This is a genomic window from Lacinutrix gracilariae (assembly GCF_042684485.1).
Taxonomy (GTDB): domain Bacteria; phylum Bacteroidota; class Bacteroidia; order Flavobacteriales; family Flavobacteriaceae; genus Oceanihabitans; species Oceanihabitans gracilariae.
On sequence record NZ_JBHULM010000011.1, the window covers coordinates 1,267,061 to 1,289,795 of the forward strand.

Annotated in this window: 23 protein-coding genes; 12 read left to right on the plus strand and 11 right to left on the minus strand. The window is 32.8% G+C overall.

Annotation, left to right across the window (positions count from 1 at the left end; genetic code table 11):
- Window positions 1–86: 86 nt before the first annotated feature.
- From sufC to ACFSSB_RS12560, 4 genes are all read right to left on the minus strand, one after another.
- The gene (gene sufC / locus ACFSSB_RS12545) at window positions 87–839 is read right to left on the minus strand and encodes a Fe-S cluster assembly ATPase SufC (protein WP_379904756.1); all 753 of its coding nucleotides are present in this window, start codon (window positions 837–839) and stop codon (window positions 87–89) included.
- A gap of 2 nt (window positions 840–841) precedes the next feature.
- Entirely contained in the window at window positions 842–1,261 is a 420-nt protein-coding gene (locus tag ACFSSB_RS12550; RefSeq protein ID WP_379904758.1) for a hypothetical protein, read from the minus strand.
- An 89-nt stretch (window positions 1,262–1,350) separates the two neighbouring features.
- Window positions 1,351–2,799 carry a Fe-S cluster assembly protein SufB gene (gene sufB, locus ACFSSB_RS12555; RefSeq protein WP_379904760.1) on the minus strand — a complete coding sequence of 483 codons (1,449 nt, stop codon included), beginning with the start codon at window positions 2,797–2,799 and terminating at the stop codon, window positions 1,351–1,353.
- Window positions 2,800–2,851: 52 nt separating this feature from the next.
- Complete coding sequence (locus tag ACFSSB_RS12560) at window positions 2,852–3,181, minus strand: HesB/IscA family protein (protein WP_379904762.1); 330 nt, start codon at window positions 3,179–3,181, stop codon at window positions 2,852–2,854.
- Between the two features lie 261 nt (window positions 3,182–3,442).
- Here ACFSSB_RS12560 and thiL point away from each other — a divergent pair, with 261 nt between their 5' ends.
- Complete coding sequence (gene thiL / locus ACFSSB_RS12565; protein WP_379904764.1) at window positions 3,443–4,495, plus strand: thiamine-phosphate kinase; 1,053 nt, start codon at window positions 3,443–3,445, stop codon at window positions 4,493–4,495.
- Here the strand turns inward: thiL and ACFSSB_RS12570 are convergent.
- From ACFSSB_RS12570 to ACFSSB_RS12580, 3 genes are all read right to left on the minus strand, one after another.
- On the minus strand, window positions 4,479–4,703 hold the full coding sequence (locus ACFSSB_RS12570; protein WP_379904766.1) for a hypothetical protein: 225 nt from the start codon (window positions 4,701–4,703) through the stop codon (window positions 4,479–4,481). The genes thiL and ACFSSB_RS12570 overlap by 17 nt on opposite strands.
- A gap of 66 nt (window positions 4,704–4,769) precedes the next feature.
- Window positions 4,770–5,036 carry a DUF1660 family phage protein gene (locus tag ACFSSB_RS12575; RefSeq protein WP_379904768.1) on the minus strand — a complete coding sequence of 89 codons (267 nt, stop codon included), beginning with the start codon at window positions 5,034–5,036 and terminating at the stop codon, window positions 4,770–4,772.
- Window positions 5,037–5,101: 65 nt separating this feature from the next.
- Window positions 5,102–5,875, minus strand: a complete 774-nt coding sequence (locus ACFSSB_RS12580) for an alpha/beta fold hydrolase (protein WP_379904770.1) — start codon at window positions 5,873–5,875, stop codon at window positions 5,102–5,104.
- 108 nt (window positions 5,876–5,983) lie between these two features.
- On the opposite strand from ACFSSB_RS12580, the gene brnQ reads away from it, so the two are divergent.
- The 5 genes from brnQ (at window position 5,984) to ACFSSB_RS12605 (ending at window position 9,974) form a co-directional block, all read left to right on the plus strand.
- Complete coding sequence (gene brnQ / locus ACFSSB_RS12585) at window positions 5,984–7,285, plus strand: branched-chain amino acid transport system II carrier protein (protein WP_379904772.1); 1,302 nt, start codon at window positions 5,984–5,986, stop codon at window positions 7,283–7,285.
- Window positions 7,286–7,295: 10 nt separating this feature from the next.
- Complete coding sequence (locus ACFSSB_RS12590) at window positions 7,296–8,135, plus strand: helix-turn-helix domain-containing protein (protein WP_379904774.1); 840 nt, start codon at window positions 7,296–7,298, stop codon at window positions 8,133–8,135.
- 411 nt (window positions 8,136–8,546) lie between these two features.
- Window positions 8,547–9,107: a carboxymuconolactone decarboxylase family protein gene (locus ACFSSB_RS12595; protein WP_379904776.1), complete on the plus strand. Its 561-nt coding sequence runs from the start codon at window positions 8,547–8,549 to the stop codon at window positions 9,105–9,107.
- 35 nt (window positions 9,108–9,142) lie between these two features.
- A complete protein-coding gene (locus ACFSSB_RS12600; protein ID WP_379904778.1) occupies window positions 9,143–9,517 on the plus strand; it encodes a cupredoxin domain-containing protein in 375 nt (124 codons plus the stop codon).
- Window positions 9,518–9,620: 103 nt separating this feature from the next.
- Entirely contained in the window at window positions 9,621–9,974 is a 354-nt protein-coding gene (locus ACFSSB_RS12605; RefSeq protein ID WP_379904780.1) for a hypothetical protein, read from the plus strand.
- Here the strand turns inward: ACFSSB_RS12605 and ACFSSB_RS12610 are convergent.
- On the minus strand, window positions 9,971–10,627 hold the full coding sequence (locus ACFSSB_RS12610) for a hypothetical protein (RefSeq protein WP_379904782.1): 657 nt from the start codon (window positions 10,625–10,627) through the stop codon (window positions 9,971–9,973). The two genes, ACFSSB_RS12605 and ACFSSB_RS12610, sit on opposite strands and share 4 nt — an antisense overlap.
- A gap of 224 nt (window positions 10,628–10,851) precedes the next feature.
- On the opposite strand from ACFSSB_RS12610, the gene ACFSSB_RS12615 reads away from it, so the two are divergent.
- Complete coding sequence (locus tag ACFSSB_RS12615; RefSeq protein ID WP_379904784.1) at window positions 10,852–12,180, plus strand: aspartate kinase; 1,329 nt, start codon at window positions 10,852–10,854, stop codon at window positions 12,178–12,180.
- 85 nt (window positions 12,181–12,265) lie between these two features.
- On the opposite strand, the gene ACFSSB_RS12620 is transcribed toward ACFSSB_RS12615, so the two are convergent.
- The 3 genes from ACFSSB_RS12620 to ACFSSB_RS12630 all read right to left on the minus strand — a co-directional run bounded on the left by ACFSSB_RS12620 (window position 12,266) and on the right by ACFSSB_RS12630 (window position 15,121).
- The gene (locus ACFSSB_RS12620) at window positions 12,266–13,285 is read right to left on the minus strand and encodes a TQO small subunit DoxD (RefSeq protein WP_379904786.1); all 1,020 of its coding nucleotides are present in this window, start codon (window positions 13,283–13,285) and stop codon (window positions 12,266–12,268) included.
- A gap of 70 nt (window positions 13,286–13,355) precedes the next feature.
- A complete protein-coding gene (locus tag ACFSSB_RS12625) occupies window positions 13,356–13,730 on the minus strand; it encodes a hypothetical protein (protein ID WP_379904788.1) in 375 nt (124 codons plus the stop codon).
- A gap of 98 nt (window positions 13,731–13,828) precedes the next feature.
- Window positions 13,829–15,121, minus strand: coding sequence for an aminopeptidase P family protein (locus tag ACFSSB_RS12630; RefSeq protein WP_379904790.1), 1,293 nt, complete (start codon window positions 15,119–15,121; stop codon window positions 13,829–13,831).
- 179 nt (window positions 15,122–15,300) lie between these two features.
- Here ACFSSB_RS12630 and ACFSSB_RS12635 point away from each other — a divergent pair, with 179 nt between their 5' ends.
- The 5 genes from ACFSSB_RS12635 (at window position 15,301) to ACFSSB_RS12655 (ending at window position 22,620) form a co-directional block, all read left to right on the plus strand.
- Window positions 15,301–18,141: a WD40/YVTN/BNR-like repeat-containing protein gene (locus ACFSSB_RS12635; protein ID WP_379904792.1), complete on the plus strand. Its 2,841-nt coding sequence runs from the start codon at window positions 15,301–15,303 to the stop codon at window positions 18,139–18,141.
- Window positions 18,142–18,190: 49 nt separating this feature from the next.
- Window positions 18,191–19,063, plus strand: a complete 873-nt coding sequence (locus tag ACFSSB_RS12640; RefSeq protein ID WP_379904794.1) for a hypothetical protein — start codon at window positions 18,191–18,193, stop codon at window positions 19,061–19,063.
- Window positions 19,064–19,162: 99 nt separating this feature from the next.
- Window positions 19,163–19,837, plus strand: a complete 675-nt coding sequence (locus tag ACFSSB_RS12645) for a succinate dehydrogenase cytochrome b subunit (protein WP_379904796.1) — start codon at window positions 19,163–19,165, stop codon at window positions 19,835–19,837.
- Window positions 19,838–19,849: 12 nt separating this feature from the next.
- Window positions 19,850–21,862 carry a fumarate reductase/succinate dehydrogenase flavoprotein subunit gene (locus ACFSSB_RS12650; protein ID WP_379904798.1) on the plus strand — a complete coding sequence of 671 codons (2,013 nt, stop codon included), beginning with the start codon at window positions 19,850–19,852 and terminating at the stop codon, window positions 21,860–21,862.
- Between the two features lie 11 nt (window positions 21,863–21,873).
- Complete coding sequence (locus ACFSSB_RS12655) at window positions 21,874–22,620, plus strand: succinate dehydrogenase/fumarate reductase iron-sulfur subunit (protein ID WP_379905683.1); 747 nt, start codon at window positions 21,874–21,876, stop codon at window positions 22,618–22,620.
- Window positions 22,621–22,735: the final 115 nt, after the last annotated feature.

Sequence of the window (22,735 nt, forward strand, 5' to 3'; positions counted from 1 at the left end):
GTGCTGAATAGACTACTTTTTTAAGTATTAGAGTAATTGTTTTTAGTAAGCTATGCTTTACTGCAAACTAATTACTACTTACTAGTTTATGCGTTTACTTCTTCTTTAATCCAGTCGTAACCTTTTTCTTCTAGCTCATGCGCAAGTTCTTTACCACCAGATTTTACAATTTTACCATTGTATAATACGTGTACAAAGTCAGGTACGATATAGTCTAATAAACGTTGGTAGTGTGTAATAACTAAAACAGCGTTGTCTTTGCTTTTTAGTTTGTTTACACCATTTGCTACTATACGTAAAGCATCAATATCTAATCCAGAATCTGTTTCATCTAGAATGGCTAGTTTTGGTTCTAGCATTGCCATTTGAAAAATTTCATTACGTTTCTTTTCTCCTCCAGAAAAACCTTCGTTTAAAGAACGCGATAAAAACTTTCTGTCTATTTCAAGCATTTCAGATTTTTCACGAATAAGCTTCAGCATTTCATTAGCTGGCATATCTTCTAAACCTTTTGCTTTTCTGTTAGCGTTAATAGCAGTTTTCATAAAATTAGTTACAGAAACTCCAGGGATTTCTACTGGATACTGAAAAGAAAGAAATACACCTTTATGTGCACGTTCTTCGGCAGCAAGCTCTTCTAAATCTTCATTTTCTAAAAGAATGTTTCCGTCTGTAACTTCATATTCTTCTTTTCCTGCAATTACAGAAGCTAAAGTACTTTTACCAGAACCGTTAGGTCCCATAATAGCATGTACTTCTCCTGCTTTTATTTCTAAATTAATTCCTTTTAAAATAGACTTGTCTTCTACACTTGCGTGCAAGTTGTTTATTTTTAACATAATTATTTTGTACCTAATTTTACAACATTTTCTGCTTGCTTATTTATAGCAGATATATTTAGTATTTCTTTAATTTCTACGCGATTTTCCCAACCTTCTTCGTTTTCTGGTTTTGGTGTGATTTTACCTCTCACTTCTACCATAACAAAGTCTGTTGGTTCTTTTTTATAGGCTGTTGCCTGTTTGTTTAATTCTTCAACCTTATTATCTAAAACAACACCATAAATTTGGTTGTTGGTTTGTAATACTGCAGCATCTGCATAATACACAAACTCTCCTTTTAGTAAGGTTAAGCCATCACTTTGTTTTGCTGTCCTGCCGTCTTTTGTTTTAACAGTTTCTTCAGAGTTTACCTTTTTAGTGTCGTTTTTACAGCTTGTAAATGCTACAGCTAATACGAATAAGAATACTAATTTTTTCATTTGTATTTAAAAAATTAATTGGGATTAAACTTTAGTTTGTTATTGCAAACACTTCGACAAGCGCAGTGTGACATTTTTATTTGTTTTGTTTATCCTACAGAACCTTCTAGTGAAATTTCTAATAGTTTTTGTGCTTCAACAGCAAACTCCATTGGTAACTTGTTTAATACATCTTTACTAAAACCGTTTACAATTAATGCAATGGCTTTTTCTGTATCTATACCACGTTGGTTACAGTAAAATATTTGGTCTTCACCAATTTTACTAGTTGTTGCTTCGTGCTCTATTTGTGCTGTTTTGTTTTTTGCTTCTATATACGGAAACGTGTGTGCACCACATTCATTTCCCATTAATAAACTATCACATTGGCTAAAGTTACGCGCATTTTCTGCACGAGAATTTACTTGCACTAAACCTCTATAAGAGTTTTGTGATTTTCCTGCAGAAATACCTTTAGATATAATAGTTGATTTTGTGTTTTTACCTAAATGAATCATTTTGGTTCCTGTATCTGCTTGCTGGTAATTGTTAGTTACTGCAATAGAATAAAACTCACCAACAGAATTATCTCCTTTTAGTACACATGAAGGATATTTCCAGGTTACAGCAGAACCTGTTTCTACTTGTGTCCATGAAATTTTGGCATTGGTTTCGCATAAACCACGTTTGGTTACAAAGTTGTAAACACCACCTTTTCCTTCTGCATTACCTGGAAACCAGTTTTGTACAGTAGAGTATTTAATTTCGGCATCATCAAGTGCAATTAACTCTACTACTGCAGCGTGTAATTGGTTTTCATCACGACTAGGAGCTGTACAGCCTTCTAGGTACGATACGTAACTACCTTCATCTGCAATCACTAGTGTTCTTTCAAACTGTCCTGTTCCTGCTTGGTTTATTCTAAAATAAGTAGATAATTCCATAGGACATTTTACTCCTTTAGGAATGTAGCAAAATGAACCATCACTAAATACCGCAGAATTTAATGCTGCATAAAAATTGTCTTTTTGCGGCACTACTGTACCTAAGTATTTTTTTACTAGTTCTGGATGTTCTTTTATTGCTTCAGAAATAGACATAAATATAATGCCTTTTTCTGCTAATGTTTTTTTGAAAGTTGTAGCAACAGAAACAGAATCTACAACAATATCCATAGCAATATTGTTCATTTTTTTCTGTTCGTCTACAGAAATTCCTAGCTTTTTATACATAGCTAGTAAATCTGGATCTACATCATCTAATGTTTTATTAGGATCTACAGAAGTTGGTGCAGAGTAGTATGCAATGGCTTGAAAATCTGGTTTTTCATAATTTACATTTGCCCAGTCTGGTTCTTTCATTTCTTTCCAAACTTTAAATGCTTCTAGTCTCCATGCTGTCATCCATTCTGGCTCTTCTTTCTTTTTAGAAATAGCGCGAACAATGTCTTCATTTAATCCAATAGGGAATGTTTCAGATTCAATATCTGTGTAAAAACCATATTCGTATTCTTTGGTTTTAAGTTCTTCTCTTAGATCGTCTTCTGTATATTTACTCATATCTTGAATTTAATTTTAAAGTCCTTCTGTTAAAAGAAAGATTTATAGTGGTTTATAACGAAAATGATTCGCCACAACCACAGGTTCTATTGGCATTTGGGTTATTAAACACAAAACCTGTTCCGTTTAATCCTCCAGAATACTCTAGTGTGGTTCCTATTAGGTACAAAAAGCTTTTCTTGTCGACAATAATTTTAATAGCATTGTCTTCAAACATTTTATCTTCTTCGTTCTTTTCTTTATCAAACTTTAAGTCATAAGATAAACCAGAGCAACCTCCGCTTTTTACACCAACACGAACGTAGTCTGTTGCTGCATTATAGCCATCTTCAGTCATAAGTTCAATGACTTTCTTTTTAGCTGTTTCTGAAACTTTTATCATAATTGTTAAATAGATTTTGTCTAAATAGAGTGCAAATATACAATATAAGTCATGGATTTCCATATATGCTTACATTATATTAGTGATGTTTTTATAAGAAAAATCTATGGTTGGTTTTCTTTGACTTTACTTGTAAAAAAAGTCTGTATTTTCATGCTGTAGTCTGTGTTCTAATGTTTTTAATCTAATTTGTAATTAGATCTTGATTATTTTCATTAAAAAATTGTGAGGCATTAAAAATAAGCTTCTTATTTTTGCAACATGATAGAAGATAAAAATCAACAACGTACTGCATTAAGTGATTTAGGAGAATTTGGTTTAATAGACCATTTAACGTCTCAATTTAAAGTTTCGCAAAAATCAACAATACAAAGTATTGGTGACGATGCTGCTGTTTTAGAATTTAAGAACAAACAAATTGTGGTTACTACCGATTTATTGGTAGAAGGTGTGCATTTTGATTTAAGCTACATGCCTTTAAAACACTTAGGTTACAAGGCAGTTATTGTGAATTTATCTGATGTGTTTGCAATGAATGCAAAGGCAACTCAAATTACAGTTTCTATAGCTGTTTCTAACCGTTTTCCTTTAGAGGCTCTAGAAGAATTATATGCAGGAATTGGTACTGCAGCAAAAATTTATGACATTGATGTTGTTGGTGGCGATACTACTTCTTCTACCTCAGGATTATTAATATCTGTTACTGCAATTGGTGAGGTTGAAAAAGAAGATGTAGTGTGCAGAAGTGGTGCAAAACCAAACGATTTACTAGTAGTTACTGGTGATCTTGGTGGAGCATATATGGGATTACAAGTTTTAGAACGCGAAAAACAAGTGTTTTTGGTAAACCCAAATAGCCAACCAGATATGGAGCCTTATAGCTATATTATTGAAAGACAATTAAAACCAGAAGCTAGAAAAGATATTGTAAAACTTTTTAAAGACTTAGAGGTTAAACCAACGTCTATGATTGATGTTAGTGATGGATTATCTTCAGAAATCATGCACTTATGTAAGCATAGTAAAGTGGGTTGTGATTTGTATGAAGAAAAACTACCACTAGATCCTCAAGTTATTTCTACTTGCGAAGAATTTAATATAGATAGTACAACGGTTGCTTTAAATGGAGGAGAAGATTATGAATTGCTATTTACGCTTTCGCAAGAAGATTATCCTAAAATAAAAGCAAATCCTAATTTTACAGTAATTGGTTATATGACAGAGCCAAACGTAGGTATGCATTTAGTAACTAGAGCAGAAACTAAAATACCATTACAAGCACAAGGTTGGAATGCGCTTAATGATCAAGAATAATTGCTTTGCGCTTTTCTTTTTTAAAATAAACTTTTTTTAAAACAGAATTTATTCTTTTGTATTTTGGAGTGAGTGGTATGAGGTTACCATTAGCACTTGTAGTCATTTGCTTTTTGCAATGTTTGCATTTGTATTCTTTCACATGTGCTGTGATTTCTTTTGAAACAACAAAATTATGACCAAAAACGCTACATTGAATTTTCTTCATAGAATTTATTAGCTAATTTATTGGTATACAAGCTAACAGATTTTATTGTTTTCGCACAAAAACATACTAGTTAATCGATGAAGCGTAAGATTTTTCCTGTAAACGTAACTCCTTTTTGTTATAAATGTGTTCTAATACAGAATTAATTTTTTTGTACTTAGCAGTTAACGGAATTAAATTGCCATTACTGTTAGTGGTCATTTGCTTTTTGCAATGTGTACATTGGTATTCTTTTACATGGTAGGTGACATTTTTAGATACTTCAAATTTGTGTCCAAAAATATTGCAAACTAAATGAGGGATAAAAGCAGGCTTTAGCGTAGGTTTTTTCATTTTTTGAGCGTTTGGTAAGCATAAACCTAATGAAAAAAAATGAAAAAAACGACAAAAAGCTATATTTATTCGATGAAATGCATGATTTCTTCTAGGCACATTTTATAATTTTCAATATGGCTCATATGTCCTTCGCTTAAAACCACAGTTTTAATTTGTGTGTTTTTTGTTTCTTCTACTAGGTTTTCGGCATCTACAACAGGATCGTTTTTTCCAGCAATAAGGAGTTTCTTGCAAGTTAAAGAGCTAAAGAGTTTTTGTCTGTTTGGTCTTAAGCGCATACCTTCTTGACAAGCAATATATCCTTGAAGAGGTGTTTTTAAAGCTTCTTTTAAAGCTGCATCAAATGCTGTTTTGTATAATACTTTACTTTTTTCACTAAACAAATTAGCAAAAGACATACGTACCATATTGTTAAAATTGGTTTGTATCATTTTATTTGCTCTCACGCGAAGTTGTTTGCGTTCTGCGTCATCTGCCTTATAGGTAGAGTTTAATAGGCATACTCCTTTTAAAGTTTTTGTATACTTTTCGGCATAAGCCAATGCTATATATCCTCCCATCGAGTGGCCAAGCATGTAGTATTTTCTAAGTCTTAAATGTTTTAAAACAGCATGAACCATTTCTGCCATTTCTTCCATGCTATGTATATAACCTAAGCAATCGGTTTTACCATGACCTAAAAGATCTATACAAATTACTCGATTTTTTTTTGTGAGTTCGGGTAAAAAAGCATGCCACATTTTATGGTTTTCAAGAAATCCATGCAATAATATAATGGCAGTTCCTTGTCCTTGATCGGTATAAAAAACATTAATGCCTTTGTATTCTAAAATCATATTTAAACTATATTGTGCAAAGATAATTAAGGGTTTTTAATAAATTACGACTCTATAATTTAAAATGAGAAACTTCCTGTTTTTAAGAAGTATTCTATAATAATACCTATGAATAAAACAAAAGAATTATTAATAACAAGCTTTGCAATGTTTTCGTTGTTTTTTGGAGCCGGAAATTTACTGCTACCACCACTTTTAGGATATCAAGCTGGTGAAAATTGGTTTTGGGTAACTTTTGGTTTTATTATTACAGCAGTAGTTATTCCTATAATAGGTATTTATGCACATGCCAAATTACAAGGTACTTTGTATGATTTTGGTAAAAAAGTGTCTCCTGCTTTTAGTTATGTTTATTGTGTATTAATATACTTTATTGTTGTTGCAATTCCTTCCCCTAGAACAGCAGCGGCTACACATGAAATTGCTATACATCCAAATTTTGGCAGTTCCCCTTTATTAACAAGTAGTATTTACTTTGCTTTAGTGCTTGTGTTTGTTTTAAATAGGTCTAGAATATTAAATGTAATCGGTAAGTATTTAACCCCTTTTATAGTAGCTATTCTTTTGTTGGTTATTGGTATTGGTTTGTTTACTACAGATTTTACTCCTAATACAAGTACTGTTAAAGCGCCTATTGTAAATGGTATTTTAGAAGGCTATCAAACCTTTGATGCTATTGCAGCTGTAGTTGTTGGTGCTGTAATTATTATTTCTATTAATATAAATATAAAAGCTTCTTTTCAAGCTAAAAAAGAGCTGATAAAAAATTCTGGTCTTATTGCTGGTTTTGGGTTGTTTATAATTTATGCAGGTTTAATTTCGGTTGGTGCTTATTTTGGTTCAGATATTGACTTAAATCAAAACTTAAGTGGTGATGCGCAACGTGCTACCTTGTTAAGAGGTATTAGCATCAAAGCATTGGGTGCATTTGGTAATGCCGTTTTAAGTATAGTAATAGCTTTAGCCTGTTTTACAACAGCAGTTGGTATTGTAACAGGTACAGCAGATTATTTTAAAGGTTTAATAAAAAACTCACAAACCGTTTATGTGGTTACAGCTGTTGTAGCTTCGGTTTTTGGTGTAGTTGTTGGTCAGTTAAACTTTAATTCTATAATAGTAATAGCCTTACCAGTATTGCTATTTATTTATCCTATAACTATTGTGTTAATTTTATTAAACGCTATCCCAGAAAAATTCGCATCTAAAAACGTGTTTCGTGTGGTGGTATTGGTAACTTTTATTTTTAGTATTCCAGATGTGCTTCTTTTTTTAAGTCCTTCAGAAAAGATAACAGAAATAATGGCAAACATTCCTTTTGCAAAACATAGTTTAGGTTGGGTTTTACCAGCTTTAATTAGCTTTGGATTGTTAAATTTTAAAAATTTTACGACTAAAGCCACATCTAACTAATTAGTACAGTATGGCAGAGCAAGACATTACAAGATATTCCTATAAAGATATATTTTCATTAAGCACTGTTCAATTTGAAAAAGCCTGTGTTTTTAACAAGCCAGAACAAGTAGATGCTTATAATGTGTATTGGATTAAAAAAGGAAAAGGTACCTATAACATAGATTTTAAAAGTTATACTTTTCAAGATAATGTATTGTTTTTTCTGTCTCCAGGACAAGTGTTTACTATTGATTCTGAAGCAATTCAAGAAGCCTACAAAATATCCTTTGTACGTGATTTTTACTGTATTCAAACACATGATAAAGAAGTTGCTTGTAACGGAGTTCTTTTTAATAACGTGTACCAAACCCCTTTTGTAAAACCTTGTACAAAAGATACCCAAAAACTAGAGTTTATATTAGAGGGTTTAATTCAAGAGTTTAAAACAGACCAAGCTGCACAATATGATATGTTGCAAACCTATTTAAAGCAGTTTATTATTCACGCAGTTCGAGTAAGAAAAGAACACCATACCATTAAAGAAGATCAAGAAACCAAACTCTTTAAAGACTTTAGTGTATTGGTAGAGCAAAACTATAAAACCCTACACACAGTAACCCATTACGCTAACAGATTAGGTCTCTCGCCAAAATCATTAGCCAAACATTTTAATAAAATAGGAAACCAAACACCTAGTGATTTTATTAAAAACAGAATTCTCTTAGAAGCAAAAAGGCAATTAATCTACTCCAACCATTCGGTAAAAGAAATAGCCTACAATTTAGGTTTTAATGATGCAGCCTATTTTACAAGATTCTTTAAAAAAGGAACCTTAAAATCACCACTTCAGTTTAAAAAAGAATATTGATTTTTTTGGCGTGACCATAAAGGTCAGGCTGTACATTCTATCTTTTTTTTGCCATATATGGCAGCAAAAAAAAGGATGCCATTTCCATCCTTCACGCAATAATTACAGATTCAAAACCCTGTAAATCGGTGTGAAATCAAATAAGTCCAAGCATAAGGAACTTTTGTCCATTTTTCAAAGCCTATTCGTGTCGCATCTTTGCAGTGTAATTAATTACTAACATTAAAAACATAGCGAATATGAAAACAATAAAAAATATAACATGTCCTAATTGTTGGGGATTTCAAGAGTATGATAATACGCAGCAAGACAATATAATTTGCAATAGCAAAAATTAAGAGTTCAGATTACAACAATAATAAAATATTAATACAATTTCTGCAGTATCAGAAATAAAAAAAAACAAATAACATGAGTACAAGAATTGAAACATTAAACCCAGAAACAACCACAGGAAAATCTAAAGAGTTATTTAATGCAGTACAAAGCAAATTAGGCTTTATACCAAACCTAATAAAAGTGTTTGGTAATTCACCAGCAACTTTACAAACCTATTTAAGTTTAGGAGAGTTAACAGCTAGCGGAAACTTTAATAACAAGTTTAGAGAACAATTAGCGTTAGCAATTGCCGAAGAAAACCAATGTAATTATTGTTTATCTGCACACACAGCAATTGGTAAAATGAATGGTTTAACAGAAGAGCAAACAGAGTTAAGCAGACAAGCAATTGCAGCAGACACAAAAACACAAGCAGGTTTACAATTTGCACAAGCAGTTACAAAAAACAGAGGACAAGTATCTGCTAAGGCTATTCAAGAAGTTAAAGAAGCAGGTTTTAATGACGAAGATATTTTAGAAATTGTTTTAAATGTAGTTTCTAATACGCTTACCAATTATGTAAACCATATTGCAGAAACCGAAGTAGATTTTCCGAGTGTAGAAGCAGGAAAATTTACAGTAACAAACAACTAATACCTCCATAATTAAAAACAAATAAAAACAAAATCATGAAAAATTTATTTATCGCATTATTCTTAGTAGCATTTTCAATTACAGCTACAGCACAAGAAAAAACAACCGTTACAACTGTTGCTTTAGAGCAAACAAAAGGAGCGTTTACACAAAAAGAACTAACGCTAAAAGAAGGTACTTATGTATTTCAAGTATCTAATAACAACGCAGCACCAGAAGTAGGTTTTGTGTTGGTTAAAGCAGGAGATGATGCATCAAACCCTGCAAACCATATTAAAGAAGCTTATGTAACAGAAGTGGTAAAACTAGGCGAAACAGAATCTACAAGTCAAGTAACACTTGCTAAAGGAACGTACACTTATTTTTGTCCGTTAAACCATACGCCTCAATATACTTTGCAAGTAGAATAGTTGCTTAAATACTTGTTAAATTAAAAAGCAAACTTTGTTAAAGTTTGCTTTTTTTTATGCCATTTTTTTAACTTTGTAGTCTAAATAAAAAGCTTAAAAAATTATGAAAAAAATAGTTGTAATGGTATTGTTTCTTTGTGTTAGTTTGTTGTCTTATGGGCAAAATCAACCAAAAGTTGGTGACAAATTAATGGTGAAAGCACCTTCGGCTCAATTTTATAATCATATTGCATTTCCACAATTAAACATATTAGTTAAAAGAGGTAAAACTTCTAGTTATAAACCTGTTATTGGTAACCAAGTTGTTGTTGCTGATGTTGTTAATGATGACAATAATGAAAGTTATGTTGTTTTAAAAAAGGAGGATGGTACTAAATTCTTTGGTTTATATACTTCTGTAAAAGCTAATTATGAAAAGGCACTACAAGCAGGAGAATTGACTGTAGTAAGCAATTAATTCTTTAGGTTTTTAATTACAGAAAAAGCTTTGTCTACCACGTGGTCTTCTACTAAAACGGTAAATTCGTTGGTAGTAGAAACCACCTCGTATATAGGAATGTTTTCCCAAGCTAATCGTTTAAAAATTTGGTAGTATAAACCAGATATTTTAGAATTGTCTTTTGGTAAGCGTACACTAATGGCAGATAGTCCTTCTTGAATACCTGTTTGGTTTTCTGCTACAAAATACTTGGTAATCGCTTTTTTTTCTGAACTAGATATAATGATATTGCTTTCGTAAATTCCTCTAGTAAAAGCATAAAAAACATCTTTATTGCTCTCTACTTGTTCTAGTATTTTAGAGTGGCTTTGTATTAAGGTTTCAGAGTTTTGAAACGTAAAATCACTAAGGTTAGAGCGCACAGTAATATCTCCTAATTTTTGTAAGGTGCTTTTTAGTTTTAAAGAGTGACGTAAGGTGTTTGGTGTGTTGTATCTTCGTAAGGCCATCATGATAGCGCCAGATTTTACAGGCTTTCTTAGCATATCACTAATAGGTGTTTTTAATTCTTCAGCTAAAGCAGAATAGTTAATGATGCTTCTAGATAAGGCTTCTTCTAAAAAAGGTTGTGTAATTAAAATGTCTTCTACACAAGAGGCTATAGTTTTCATAAATAAGACTTCGTTTTTATTTTTCCTTTATCATTTTATATAGTAAACAGAGCGCTTTACATGGTGTACTACCTTATTAGGTCGCTACGCTGTGTTTCCTAACACTAAAAATATTACTAATTGTTAATTATTTAACAGGTTGTGTAAAAGTAGTACAAATTTTTCATTTTTATGGCTATCAGTTACTTCCTAATTAGTTTTGTTCTTATAAAACAGTAAATATTATGTTGGTATTAAAATTTGGAGGTACGTCTGTTGGTTCAATTGAAAACATGATGCATGTAAAAGACATCATTAATAACGGACAGAAAAAAGTGGTTGTTTTATCTGCTATGTCAGGAACTACTAACGCACTTGTAAAGATTTCAGAATATATTGAAGCAGGAGATGTTGACGAAGCGTTAATTGTTATTAATGCACTTAGAAATAATTATAACAAAACCATTACGTCTTTAATTACAAATACAGAAATTTATCAAACTGTTTTTGATTATGTAAACCTTGTGTTTACTACACTAGAAACATTAGTGCATAAGCAATATGATGTATTGTTGTATAATGAAATCGTAGCACAAGGCGAATTGCTATCTACCTTTATTTTTAGTCGTTACTTGCAACAAGAAAATATTAATGCAGCCTTATTGCCTGCTTTAGATTTTATGCGAATTGATAAAACCAATGAGCCAGATAACTATTATATTCAACAGAATTTAAACCGAGTTATTGCTGCAACTCCTGATGCAGAAATATATATTACACAAGGGTTTATTTGTCGTGATGCCGAAGGTGCAATTAGTAATTTACAACGTGGTGGAAGCGATTATACAGCAACTATTATTGGTGCTGTAGTAAAAGCTGAAGAAGTGCAGATATGGACAGACATTGACGGATTTCATAACAACGACCCTAGATTTGTAGAAAATACCAAAGCCATTTCTAATTTGTCTTTTGATGAGTCTGCAGAGCTAGCTTATTTCGGAGCGAAAATTTTGCATCCTCAAACCGTTATGCCAGTTCGTGCATTAGATATTCCTGTACGATTAAAAAATACCATGTCTCCAGCTTCTTATGGTACTTTAATTACAAATGAAGTACATGGAGAAGGTATTAAAGCTATTGCTGCAAAAGATAATATTACAGCAATAAAAATTAAATCGGCTAGAATGCTTTTAGCACATGGTTTTTTAAAGAAAGTATTCGAGATTTTTGAGCGTTATGAAACGTCTATTGATATGATTACCACCTCAGAAATTGCAGTCTCGTTAACTATTGATGATACCACGCATTTAAATGCAATTGTAGAAGAGTTAGAGCGTTTTGCTCTTGTTGAGGTAGATGATTTTATGAGTATTGTGTGCTTGGTTGGTAATGCTATAATTTTTCATCCAGATACCCCAAACTTATTCCAAATATTACAAGATGTTAGCGTGCGTATGATTTCTTATGGAGGTTCTAATAATAACATCTCACTATTAATTAATACTAGTGATAAGCTAGAAACCTTGAAAAAACTACAACGTTACGTTTTTGAAAATGATGGTGTATTAGCTTAAATAAAAATGCAAGTCATATAGATTGCCCCCAAAAAACTAAACTATTTTTTGGGGGCTTTTTTATATGTTGATAGATTTGTGTAATTTAATTCTTTACCACTTCATGTTCCCAAAATGCGCCACTAATATCTGTTATTTTTAACCTGTATTTTCCAGGAGCTAAATTAGAGATCTCGTTATTTTGAAAATGCAATGATGCTTTTGCGCCTAAAGGTATAATTAAACTATGTTTCCCGGGTTTTACTTTAGCTACATAATAATTGGAGATACTTGCCATATCTAAAGTTGCTAAATCCTGTTGTGTGTATTCTGTAACGGTGTTATTGTGGCTGTCTATTAATTTAATACTTATAACCCAAGAGCCATAAACATCTACTCCTTCGGTTCTAAATACATCAAAAGAAAAACTATTGTTGTTTATTTTGGCTTCGGTAATTTCTAATTTTGGCTTAACAGATTTGTTGTGAAGCTTTCCCCATAAGCCGCCATGAAACACTTGGTTAGTTGTTAATGTTATTCCTAAAATTAAAAACGAGCCAATTAATACCACTCTAGGGAAAATACCTTCCTTAATTGGTAAAACCCCAGAGCCTATCCATGCAAACCATTTCTTATTTGTAAAAGAAAAATTGTTTTGCATAAAATAATGGTCTAAAGAATATTTTCCACTTCCTGTTAAAAATAATACAAAACCAGTTGCAATCCCTAATACTCCAATTTGCCATTCATCTAAGCAGGTGGTTCCGATCCATCCAGAACCAAGAAGAATCCCCATGGCCAAGCCAAAAACACCTATACTCATTATTCTAGTAAAAAAACCAAAAAGGATGAATAAACCTACAATACCTTCAATAATGGTGAAAATTACCATGTTTAGCCATAGTGTATCTGGGTTTTCTACCAAGTATTGTATAATTGGTTTTATACCTAATGCATTTGGTAAAAAGTGATTAAATTTTTCTCCAATATATCCTGCTAATTTAGGGTCGAGTTTGTTGGTTAAAATGGTTCTTCTCCAAAAGGCTGAAAAGTAGGTCCAACCTATTACTAATCTTATTGCTAGAGCTAAAAGCCCAGCATCATTTTTTATACTGATATTATTCATTTTTTGTTATCTATAATTGTTAAAAATTCCAGTTTTTATAACTGGTTTGTTGCTACTTATGAAAAGTGAATTATAGATAATCCTTATAATTTTGATATAAAATATAAAGCGGAATGGCAGAACTAGAATTATTTCTAGATGTCTGTAAGCGTGGGTAGATATTAGGAAAATTAGAGATTTCACATGGAAACTCGAATTTTGTTAGTGTTGCAAAAGCGTTTTGAGAAACAGGTTTTTCTTTAGCGCTGCTGCTTTTAAAAATATTTAATTCGTTACAATTTGAGCTACTAATAGAAGTCTGACTTTTATTGGTGACTTCGGTTTGTGGTATATCAAGTTGTGCTTGAAGAAAATTTCTAACTTTACAAGGTGAAATTAGTAACAAAACTACCAGTCCTAAAACAGGAAATATACTAGATGCCCTTATGTTTGTTTTTTCTTTCACTAGACAAATTTAAAAAATAATCAATGGTTAGTTGTTATTTAATTCTTAATAAAAAAAGCGAGCCTTACAGCTCGCTTTTTTTTATGATTTAATAATATTTATTTATTCATAATCTCCTCAATCTCCTCTGCTTCAATTGGTATATTGCGCATTAAATTAAAAGGTTCTCCTGTTTCTTGTATCACTACGTCATCTTCTAATCGAATACCAAACCCTTCATCAGGAATATAAATTCCAGGCTCTACAGTAAATACCATATTGGCTTGCATTGGTTCGTAAAGTAATCCGTAGTCATGTGTATCTAATCCCATGTGGTGACTTGTTCCATGCATAAAGTATTTTTTATATGCTGGCCAATCTGGATTTTCGTTTTGTACATCTGCTTTATCAATTAAGCCAAGGCCTAATAATTCGCTAGTCATTATTTTACCAACTTCTTTGTGGTATTCTGCCCAAAATGCTCCAGGAACTAATAGTTTGGTAGCTTCGTTTTTTACTCTATTTACAGCATCATATACTTCACGCTGGCGTTTGGTAAATTTTCCAGAAACAGGAATGGTTCTAGTCATGTCACTCGAGTAGTTAGCGTATTCTGCACCAACATCAAGTAAAATTAAATCGCCAGCTTTACACTCTTGGTTGTTTTCTATATAGTGTAAAACATTTGCGTTATTACCAGAAGCAACAATAGGTGTGTATGCAAATCCTTTAGAGCGATTATTTAAAAACTCATGCATAAATTCTGCTTCAATATTATACTCCATAACACCAGGTTTTACAAAGTTTAATATTCTTCTAAACCCTTTTTCGGTAATATTACATGCTTGCTGAATTAAATCTAATTCTATTGGGTCTTTTACAGAACGTAAAGCTTGTAAAATAGGGTTGCTTTTTGCTACGCTATGCGCAGGGTATTTTTCTTTTAACCATTTGGTAAAACGGTCTTCGCGTGTTTCGGTTTCTACATTTGCTCTATAATGCTCATTGGTGTTTATGTAAACCGTTTCTGCCTGCGTCATGATTTCAAACAATATTTTTTCTAGGTCTTGTAACCAGTATACTGTTTTTATACCACTTGTTTTAAACGCAGCTTCTTTGGTTAGTTTTTCACCTTCCCAAACCGCAATATGTTCGTTGGTTTCTTTTAAAAATAAAATTTCTTTGTGTTTCGGGTTTGGGCAATCAGGAAAAAGTACTAAAATACTTTCTTCTTGATCTACACCACTTAAAAAAAAGATGTCTCTATGTTGTGCAAAAGGTAAAGTGCTGTCTGCACTAACAGGATAAATATCATTAGAGTTAAAAACAGCTAAGCTTTTAGGCTTCATTTGCGAAGCAAAATTTTTGCGGTTTTTTATAAAAAGTTGATTGTCTATTGGGTTGTATTTCATGAGAAAATCGTTTTTAATTCCTTTGAGAATTGGAATTTTATTTTGAATTCAGTTTAGAATATCAAAAGTAAGAAGTTTAAAATACAATAGTTATAAAAGCATCTTAAAATATGGGCTCTTTTTGTAATTGCTTTGTGTATTTTGCATTTATAAGTATCTTGAAACTTTAAACCCTAATTATGACAACAAGAATCTTTTTTGCATTTTTTATTTGTTCTATACTTCAAATGAAAGCACAGCAACCAGCTACTAGTGCGCAAGTGGTACAAAAAGAATTAAAGCAAAAGGCAGCACTACAGCAAGCGTCTTTAGTAAAAAATGTGCCTTTTAAAAATATTGGGCCAAGTGTTATGAGTGGTCGTGTGGTAGATATAGATGTCAATCCAGAAAACACCATAGAATTTTATGTGGCGTATGCTTCAGGAGGTTTGTGGCATACTACAAATAACGGTTCTACTTTTAAGCCTGTTCTAGATGCTTCAGAAACACAAAATATTGGTGATATTGCTGTAGATTGGAAAAATAGAACCCTTTGGGTTGGTACAGGTGAAAATAATTCATCGCGTTCTTCGTATTCAGGAATAGGTATTTTAAAATCTATAGATAACGGAAAAACTTGGATGAATGTTGGTTTGCAAGACTCGCATCATATTGGTCGTATTTTAATAAATCCCAATAATCCAGAGGAGCTTACTGTTGGTGTTGTTGGGCATTTGTATTCACCAAACAAAGAGCGTGGTGTTTATAAAACTTTAGATGGAGGAAAAACTTGGAAGCAAACCTTGTTTGTTGATGAAGCTAGCGGAATAATAGATCTACAACATGCACCAAATAATTATAATATTATGTTTGCGGCTTCTTGGCAAAGAGATAGAAAAGCATGGCATTTTAACGGAAGCGGAAAAGGTTCCGCAATTTATAAAAGTATAGATTCAGGACAAACTTGGGAAAAAGTGTCTACAGAAAATAGTGGTTTTCCTACAGGAAATGGAGTTGGTAGAATAGGGTTGGCAATGTATGATGCTACTACTATTTATGCTTTGCATGATAATCAATTCCGAAGAAAAAAAGAAACTAAAAAAACAGATAACCATAGTTTAACCAAGGCAGATTTTAAAACCATGAGTACCGAAAGCTTCTTAAGTTTAGAAGACAAAAAACTTAATGGCTTTTTAAAAAGTAATGGTTTTCAAGAAAAATATCGTGCCGAAAATGTAAAACAAATGGTGCGTAGTGGAAATGTAAAACCTGCAGATTTAGCGCATTATCTTGAAGATGCTAATGCTATGCTTTTTAATACTCCTGTTGTTGGTGCTGAGGTGTATAAAAGTGTGGATGGCGGAAAAACATGGCAAAAAACGCATGATGATTTTCTAGACGATTTATACTACAGTTATGGATATTATTTTGGAGAAATACGTGTAGATCTGCAAGATGAAAACGGTATTTATGTATTGGGTGTTCCTATTTTAAAATCTAAAGATGGCGGAAAAACATTCACTTCTATTAGTAAAGAAAACGTACATGCAGACCATCAAGCGCTTTGGGTGAATCCAGAAAAATCAGGTCATTTAATAGATGGTAATGATGGAGGATTAAACCTTAGTTATGATGATGGAGAAACCTGGGAAAAGCTAAATGTAAATCCTGTTGGGCAATTTTATACCATTAATATAGATAACCAAACACCTTATAATGTATATGGAGGTTTGCAAGATAATGGCGTTTGGGTAGGAGCGCATAATGCAGTACAAAATAAGGCTTGGCAACAAAGCGGACAAAACCCATGGGAAAGCCTAATGGGAGGTGATGGTATGCAAATTCAAATAGATAATAGAAATGCAAATTTGGTGTATACAGGCTATCAGTTTGGAAATTATTTTAGAATTAATCGCGAAACCAAAGAGCAAAAATACATACAGCCAAAACATACGTTAGGCGAAAATCCGTATAGATTTAATTGGCAAACACCAATTTTACTCTCACCACACAATCAAGATATACTGTATTTAGGAGGTAATAAATTGATGCGTTCTATGAATCAAGGAGACGATTGGAAAGCAATTAGTCAAGATTTAACCAAAGGCGGAAAAAAAGGAAACGTAGCCTATGGTACGCTAACTACTATTAGTGAATCTCCTTTTGCTTTCGGATTGATTTATACAGGAAGTGATGATGGTTTGGTGCATATTACTAAAAGTGCTGGAGCAAGTTGGCAAAATATTTCAAATAACTTACCAAAAGATCTTTGGGTAAGTCGCGTTATCGCTTCGCAGCACAAAAAAGAACGTGTGTATGTTACTTTAAATGGGTATCGTTGGGATGATTTTAATGCTTACGTTTATGTTTCCGAAGACTACGGGAATACCTGGAAAAGCATTTCGTCTAACCTTGCAATGTCTCCCATAAATGTGATAAAAGAAGATCCTATAAATGAAAATATTCTGTATTTAGGAACCGATAATGCTGCTTATGTTACTTTTAATAAAGGAGAGCAATGGGAAGTATTTAGCCAGAATTTACCAGCAGTTGCAGTGCATGATTTGGTAATACAACCCGAAACTAAAGATTTGTTATTAGCAACACACGGAAGAAGTATTTATAAAACCAATATTGCGCCTTTGCAAAAAATGAATGCTTCTCTTTTGCGTAAAAACATAACGCTTTTTCCTTTTAAAGATGTGCGTTTTAATGCACGTTGGGGAAGCACATGGAGCAAATGGTTTACTGCAAATACACCTTTAAAAACAATTGCTTTTTATAGCAATGCTTCAGAAAAAAAAGAGCTTAAAATCCTTTCGGAAAGAAATACCGTTTTATATACTATTTTGGTACAAGCAGATAAAGGGTTTAACTACGTAGATTATGATTTGTCATTGACAGAAAACGGAAAAGAAAAACTTTTAAAAGAAAATACAAGCATTAGTATTAATCAGGCTAAAAACGGAAAATATTATCTGCCAAAAGGAAAATATTTTATTCAAATAGAAGAAGAGCAAACAGGTTTTGAAATCAAGTAATATACTATTTGTGTGTTTTTTAAGTTATAATGAGCAAAACCTTTACAACATGAAAGCACTAAAATGGATATTTTGTATTAGTTTAATTTCTTCTTTATCTGCATGTTCTGATGCTAATGACGAAACCAATTCTGCTTCTGAAGCAAATTTAATTATTCAACTAAAATTTGATCCAACACAAGAGCGTTTGGGTAATTTAGGGCAACCAGTGAGTGTTGCAGAAGGTAATGCGGCACAATCGCCATCCATTAGTAGAATGAGTGCTAACTATATTGAGTTTGCGCCAAATACATATACAGCCTTAGGTGCTGGTGAAGTTGTTTTTGCAGGAGAAGAAACAACCTCTGGAGGAGCAAATGCTATAGATTTTCAAAATGCTAGGTTTGCAGGAAATAACGAGACTTTTTTAACTATTCCCTTACGTGATGTTCGTGCAGGAAGCTATGAATGGGTTCGTGTGTCTTTAGCATATCAAGAAGGAGAAATCGATTTTTTAGCAGAAAACGGAAATGTGTATACAGGTACTTTAGCAAGTTTTGTTGGTTATAACAATTACATTACTACTTTAGATTTAAACGGAAGTACTATTGCTGTTAACGCAAATAAGTTACAAGGTTTTTGGGCTTTTGAAACTTTAGGGTATACAGCACAAGGGCAAGCGCCAGAAGGAGCAACAACAGTTCCTAATCCGTTATTTGATTCTTCACCAATACCACAAGGTTCTTGTGTGGTTACAGGTGCATTTGAAAATGGATTCACCATCTCTGGCGAAGAAACCAAAGATGTAGTGGTAACGCTTTCTTTTTCAACTAATAATAGTTTTGAGTGGACAGAAGTAAGCGCAGATGGCATGTATGAGCCTAGTGCAGGAGAGCAGGTTGTAGATATGGGACTTCGTGGTTTAATACCTTTTGTTAATTAATTAAATCCATTCTAAATAAATTTATAAAATTAGTTTTAGCTTGGCTGCCTACTTTTGGCTTATTATATTTGTGTAATTATAATCTAACTACATAAAATAATGAGCGGAATTTTAAATTCTTCGATTGGAAGAAAGTTTGCCATGGCACTTTCGGCACTCTTCCTAATGATTTTCTTATTACAGCATTTTGCAATCAACCTATTATCTGTGTTTAGTGCAGATACTTTTAATCAAGTTTCTCATTACATGGGAACCTTTTGGGTGATTCAATATGTAATGCAACCGATTTTAATTTTTGGTGTAATTTTCCATTTTGTAATGGGATTTGTACTAGAGATTAAAAACAAAAAAGCACGTACAATAAGTTATGCAAAAAACAATGGTGCTGCTAACTCTTCATGGATGAGTCGTAATATGATTTACAGCGGACTAGCTATTTTAGCTTTTATCTGTTTACACTTTTACGATTTTTGGTTACCAGAAATTAACACCAAATACATTCAAGGCGATATGTCGGGTTTACTAGCAAATGGTGAATTTAGATACTTTGAAGAACTACAACACAAGTTTGTAGACGTTTGGAGAGTTGCTTTATACTGTATTGCTTTTGTTTTCTTAGCATTACACTTATTACACGGTTTTAGCTCTGCATTTCAATCTGCAGGTGCAAATAATAAATACACAAAAGGATTAAAAGGATTCGGAAAAGCATACGCAATTATCATTCCATTAGGATTCATTTTTATTGCATTGTTTCATCATTTTAATCACTAAAAAATATCTAATATGGCTTTAGATTCAAAAATACCAAAGGGTCCAATTAAAGATAAATGGACAGACTATAAAAATCATATCGATTTAGTAAACCCTGCAAACAAGCGTAACATTGATGTTATTGTTGTTGGTACAGGTTTAGCAGGTGGATCGGCTGCTGCTACTTTAGCAGAGCTTGGTTACAACGTAAAAGCATTTTGCTTTCAAGATTCTCCTAGACGTGCACACTCTATTGCTGCACAAGGAGGTATTAACGCAGCAAAAAATTACCAAGGAGATGGTGACTCTACATACAGATTATTTTATGATACTGTAAAAGGAGGAGATTATCGTTCTCGTGAAGCTAACGTATATCGTTTGGCTGAGGTTTCTGCAAATATTATTGACCAATGTGTTGCTCAAGGGGTTCCTTTTGCACGTGAATATGGTGGGTTATTAGATAACCGTTCGTTTGGTGGTGTATTAGTATCGCGTACTTTTTATGCAGCTGGACAAACAGGACAACAATTATTATTAGGAGCTTATTCTGCCATGAACCGTCAAATTGGTCGTGGTAAAATCAAAATGTACAACCGTCACGAAATGTTAGACGTTGTTAAGGTAGATGGAAAAGCTCGTGGAATTATAACACGTAACTTAATTACTGGTGAAATTGAAAGACATTCAGCACACGCTGTTGTTCTTGGTACTGGTGGTTATGGTAACGTTTTCTTCTTGTCTACAAACGCGATGGGAAGTAATGTAACAGCTGCTTGGAAAGCACACAAACGTGGTGCTTACTTTGCAAACCCTTGTTACACACAAATTCACCCAACATGTATTCCTGTTTCTGGAGATCATCAGTCTAAACTAACGTTAATGTCTGAGTCTTTACGTAATGATGGACGTATTTGGGTACCAAAACACAAAAAAGATGTAGAGGCTATTAAAGCTGGTACATTAAAACCAAAAGACTTAAAAGAAGAAGATAGAGATTACTACTTAGAACGTCGTTATCCTGCTTTTGGTAACTTAGTACCTCGTGATGTTGCTTCTCGTGCAGCTAAAGAACGTTGTGATGCTGGTTTTGGTGTAAATGCAACTGGTGAAGCAGTATTTTTAGATTTTGCTTCGGCAATTGAACGTTACGGAAAAGAAACTGCACACGTTAAAGGATTAAATGAAAATGATGCTGCGCTTGTTAAAAAATTAGGACAAGAAGTAATTAAAAATAAATACGGAAACTTATTCCAAATGTATGAGAAGATCGTAGATCAAGATCCATACAACACACCAATGATGATTTATCCAGCAGTACACTATACTATGGGTGGAATTTGGGTAGATTATAACTTAATGACAACGGTTCCTGGTTTATACTGTATTGGAGAAGCTAATTTCTCTGATCATGGTGCAAACAGACTTGGTGCTTCGGCATTAATGCAAGGTTTAGCAGATGGTTATTTTGTACTACCTTATACTATTGGTGATTATTTATCTAATGATATTCGTACAGGAAAAATTTCTACCGATTCTAAAGAATTTGAAGAAGCAGAAAAAGAAGTTAGAGAGAAATTAAATTTCTTTGTTTCTAATAAAGGAAAACATTCTGTAGATTATTTCCATAAGAAATTAGGAAAAATCATGTGGAATAAAGTAGGAATGGCTAGAAATGTAAAAGGTTTAACAGAAGCTATTTCAGAAATTAAAGCACTTCGTGAAGAATTCTGGAAAGAAGTTAAAGTTCCTGGTACTAATGAAGAATACAACGAAGAATTAGCAAAAGCTGGTCGTGTTGCAGATTTCTTAGAGTTAGGTGAGCTATTTGCTAAAGATGCTCTTAATAGAGAAGAATCTTGTGGAGGTCACTTTAGAGAAGATGCGGTAGAGTTAGATGGTGAGCAAAAAGGAGAAGCAAAACGTGACGATGAAAACTTTGCATACGTTGCTGCTTGGGAATACAAAGGAGAACCTAGCGATGCTGTCTTACACAAAGAAGAATTAGAGTTCAAGGATATAGAATTAAAACAAAGAAGTTACAAATAAGGAAAGCTATGATGAATTTAACACTTAAGATTTGGCGTCAAAAAAACGCTAGTGATAAAGGTAAAATGGTTGATTATAAAGTCAGCGATATTTCACCAGATATGTCTTTCCTTGAAATGTTAGATGTACTTAATGAGCAATTAGTAAATAATGATGAAGAGCCTGTAGCTTTTGATCATGATTGTCGTGAAGGAATTTGCGGTATGTGTTCTTTGTATATTAACGGAGAAGCACATGGTCCAGATCGTGGCGTAACTACTTGCCAGTTACATATGCGTATGTTTAAAGATGGAGATACTATTACTATCGAACCATTTAGAGCAACTGCATTTCCTGTAGTAAAAGATTTAATTGTAGATAGAGGCGCTTTTGATAGAATTCAACATGCTGGAGGGTTTATTTCTGTAAATACTTCTGGTAATACTATTGATGCTAACGCAATTCCTGTAAACAAACACGATGCAGATAAAGCTTTTGAAGCTGCTACTTGTATTGGTTGTGGTGCTTGTGTTGCTTCTTGTAAAAACTCATCAGCAATGTTATTTGTTGGTGCTAAAGTTTCGCAATTTGCACTTTTACCTCAAGGTAAAGTTGAAGCTACAGACCGTGTATTAAATATGGTAAAACAAATGGATGAAGAAGGTTTTGGTAACTGTACCAACACTGGAGCTTGTGAAGTAGAATGTCCTAAAGGAATTTCTTTAGAAAACATTGCACGTATGAACAGCGAGTACTTAAAAGCATCTTTAAAAGGATAATATGGATTATCTCAAACGGTCACAAAGCATTTGTCGACCTATAGTTTATAGATCTTATTTATAAAAAAAAATCTCAAGAGCAATCTTGAGATTTTTTGTTTAGTTTTAACCTTAA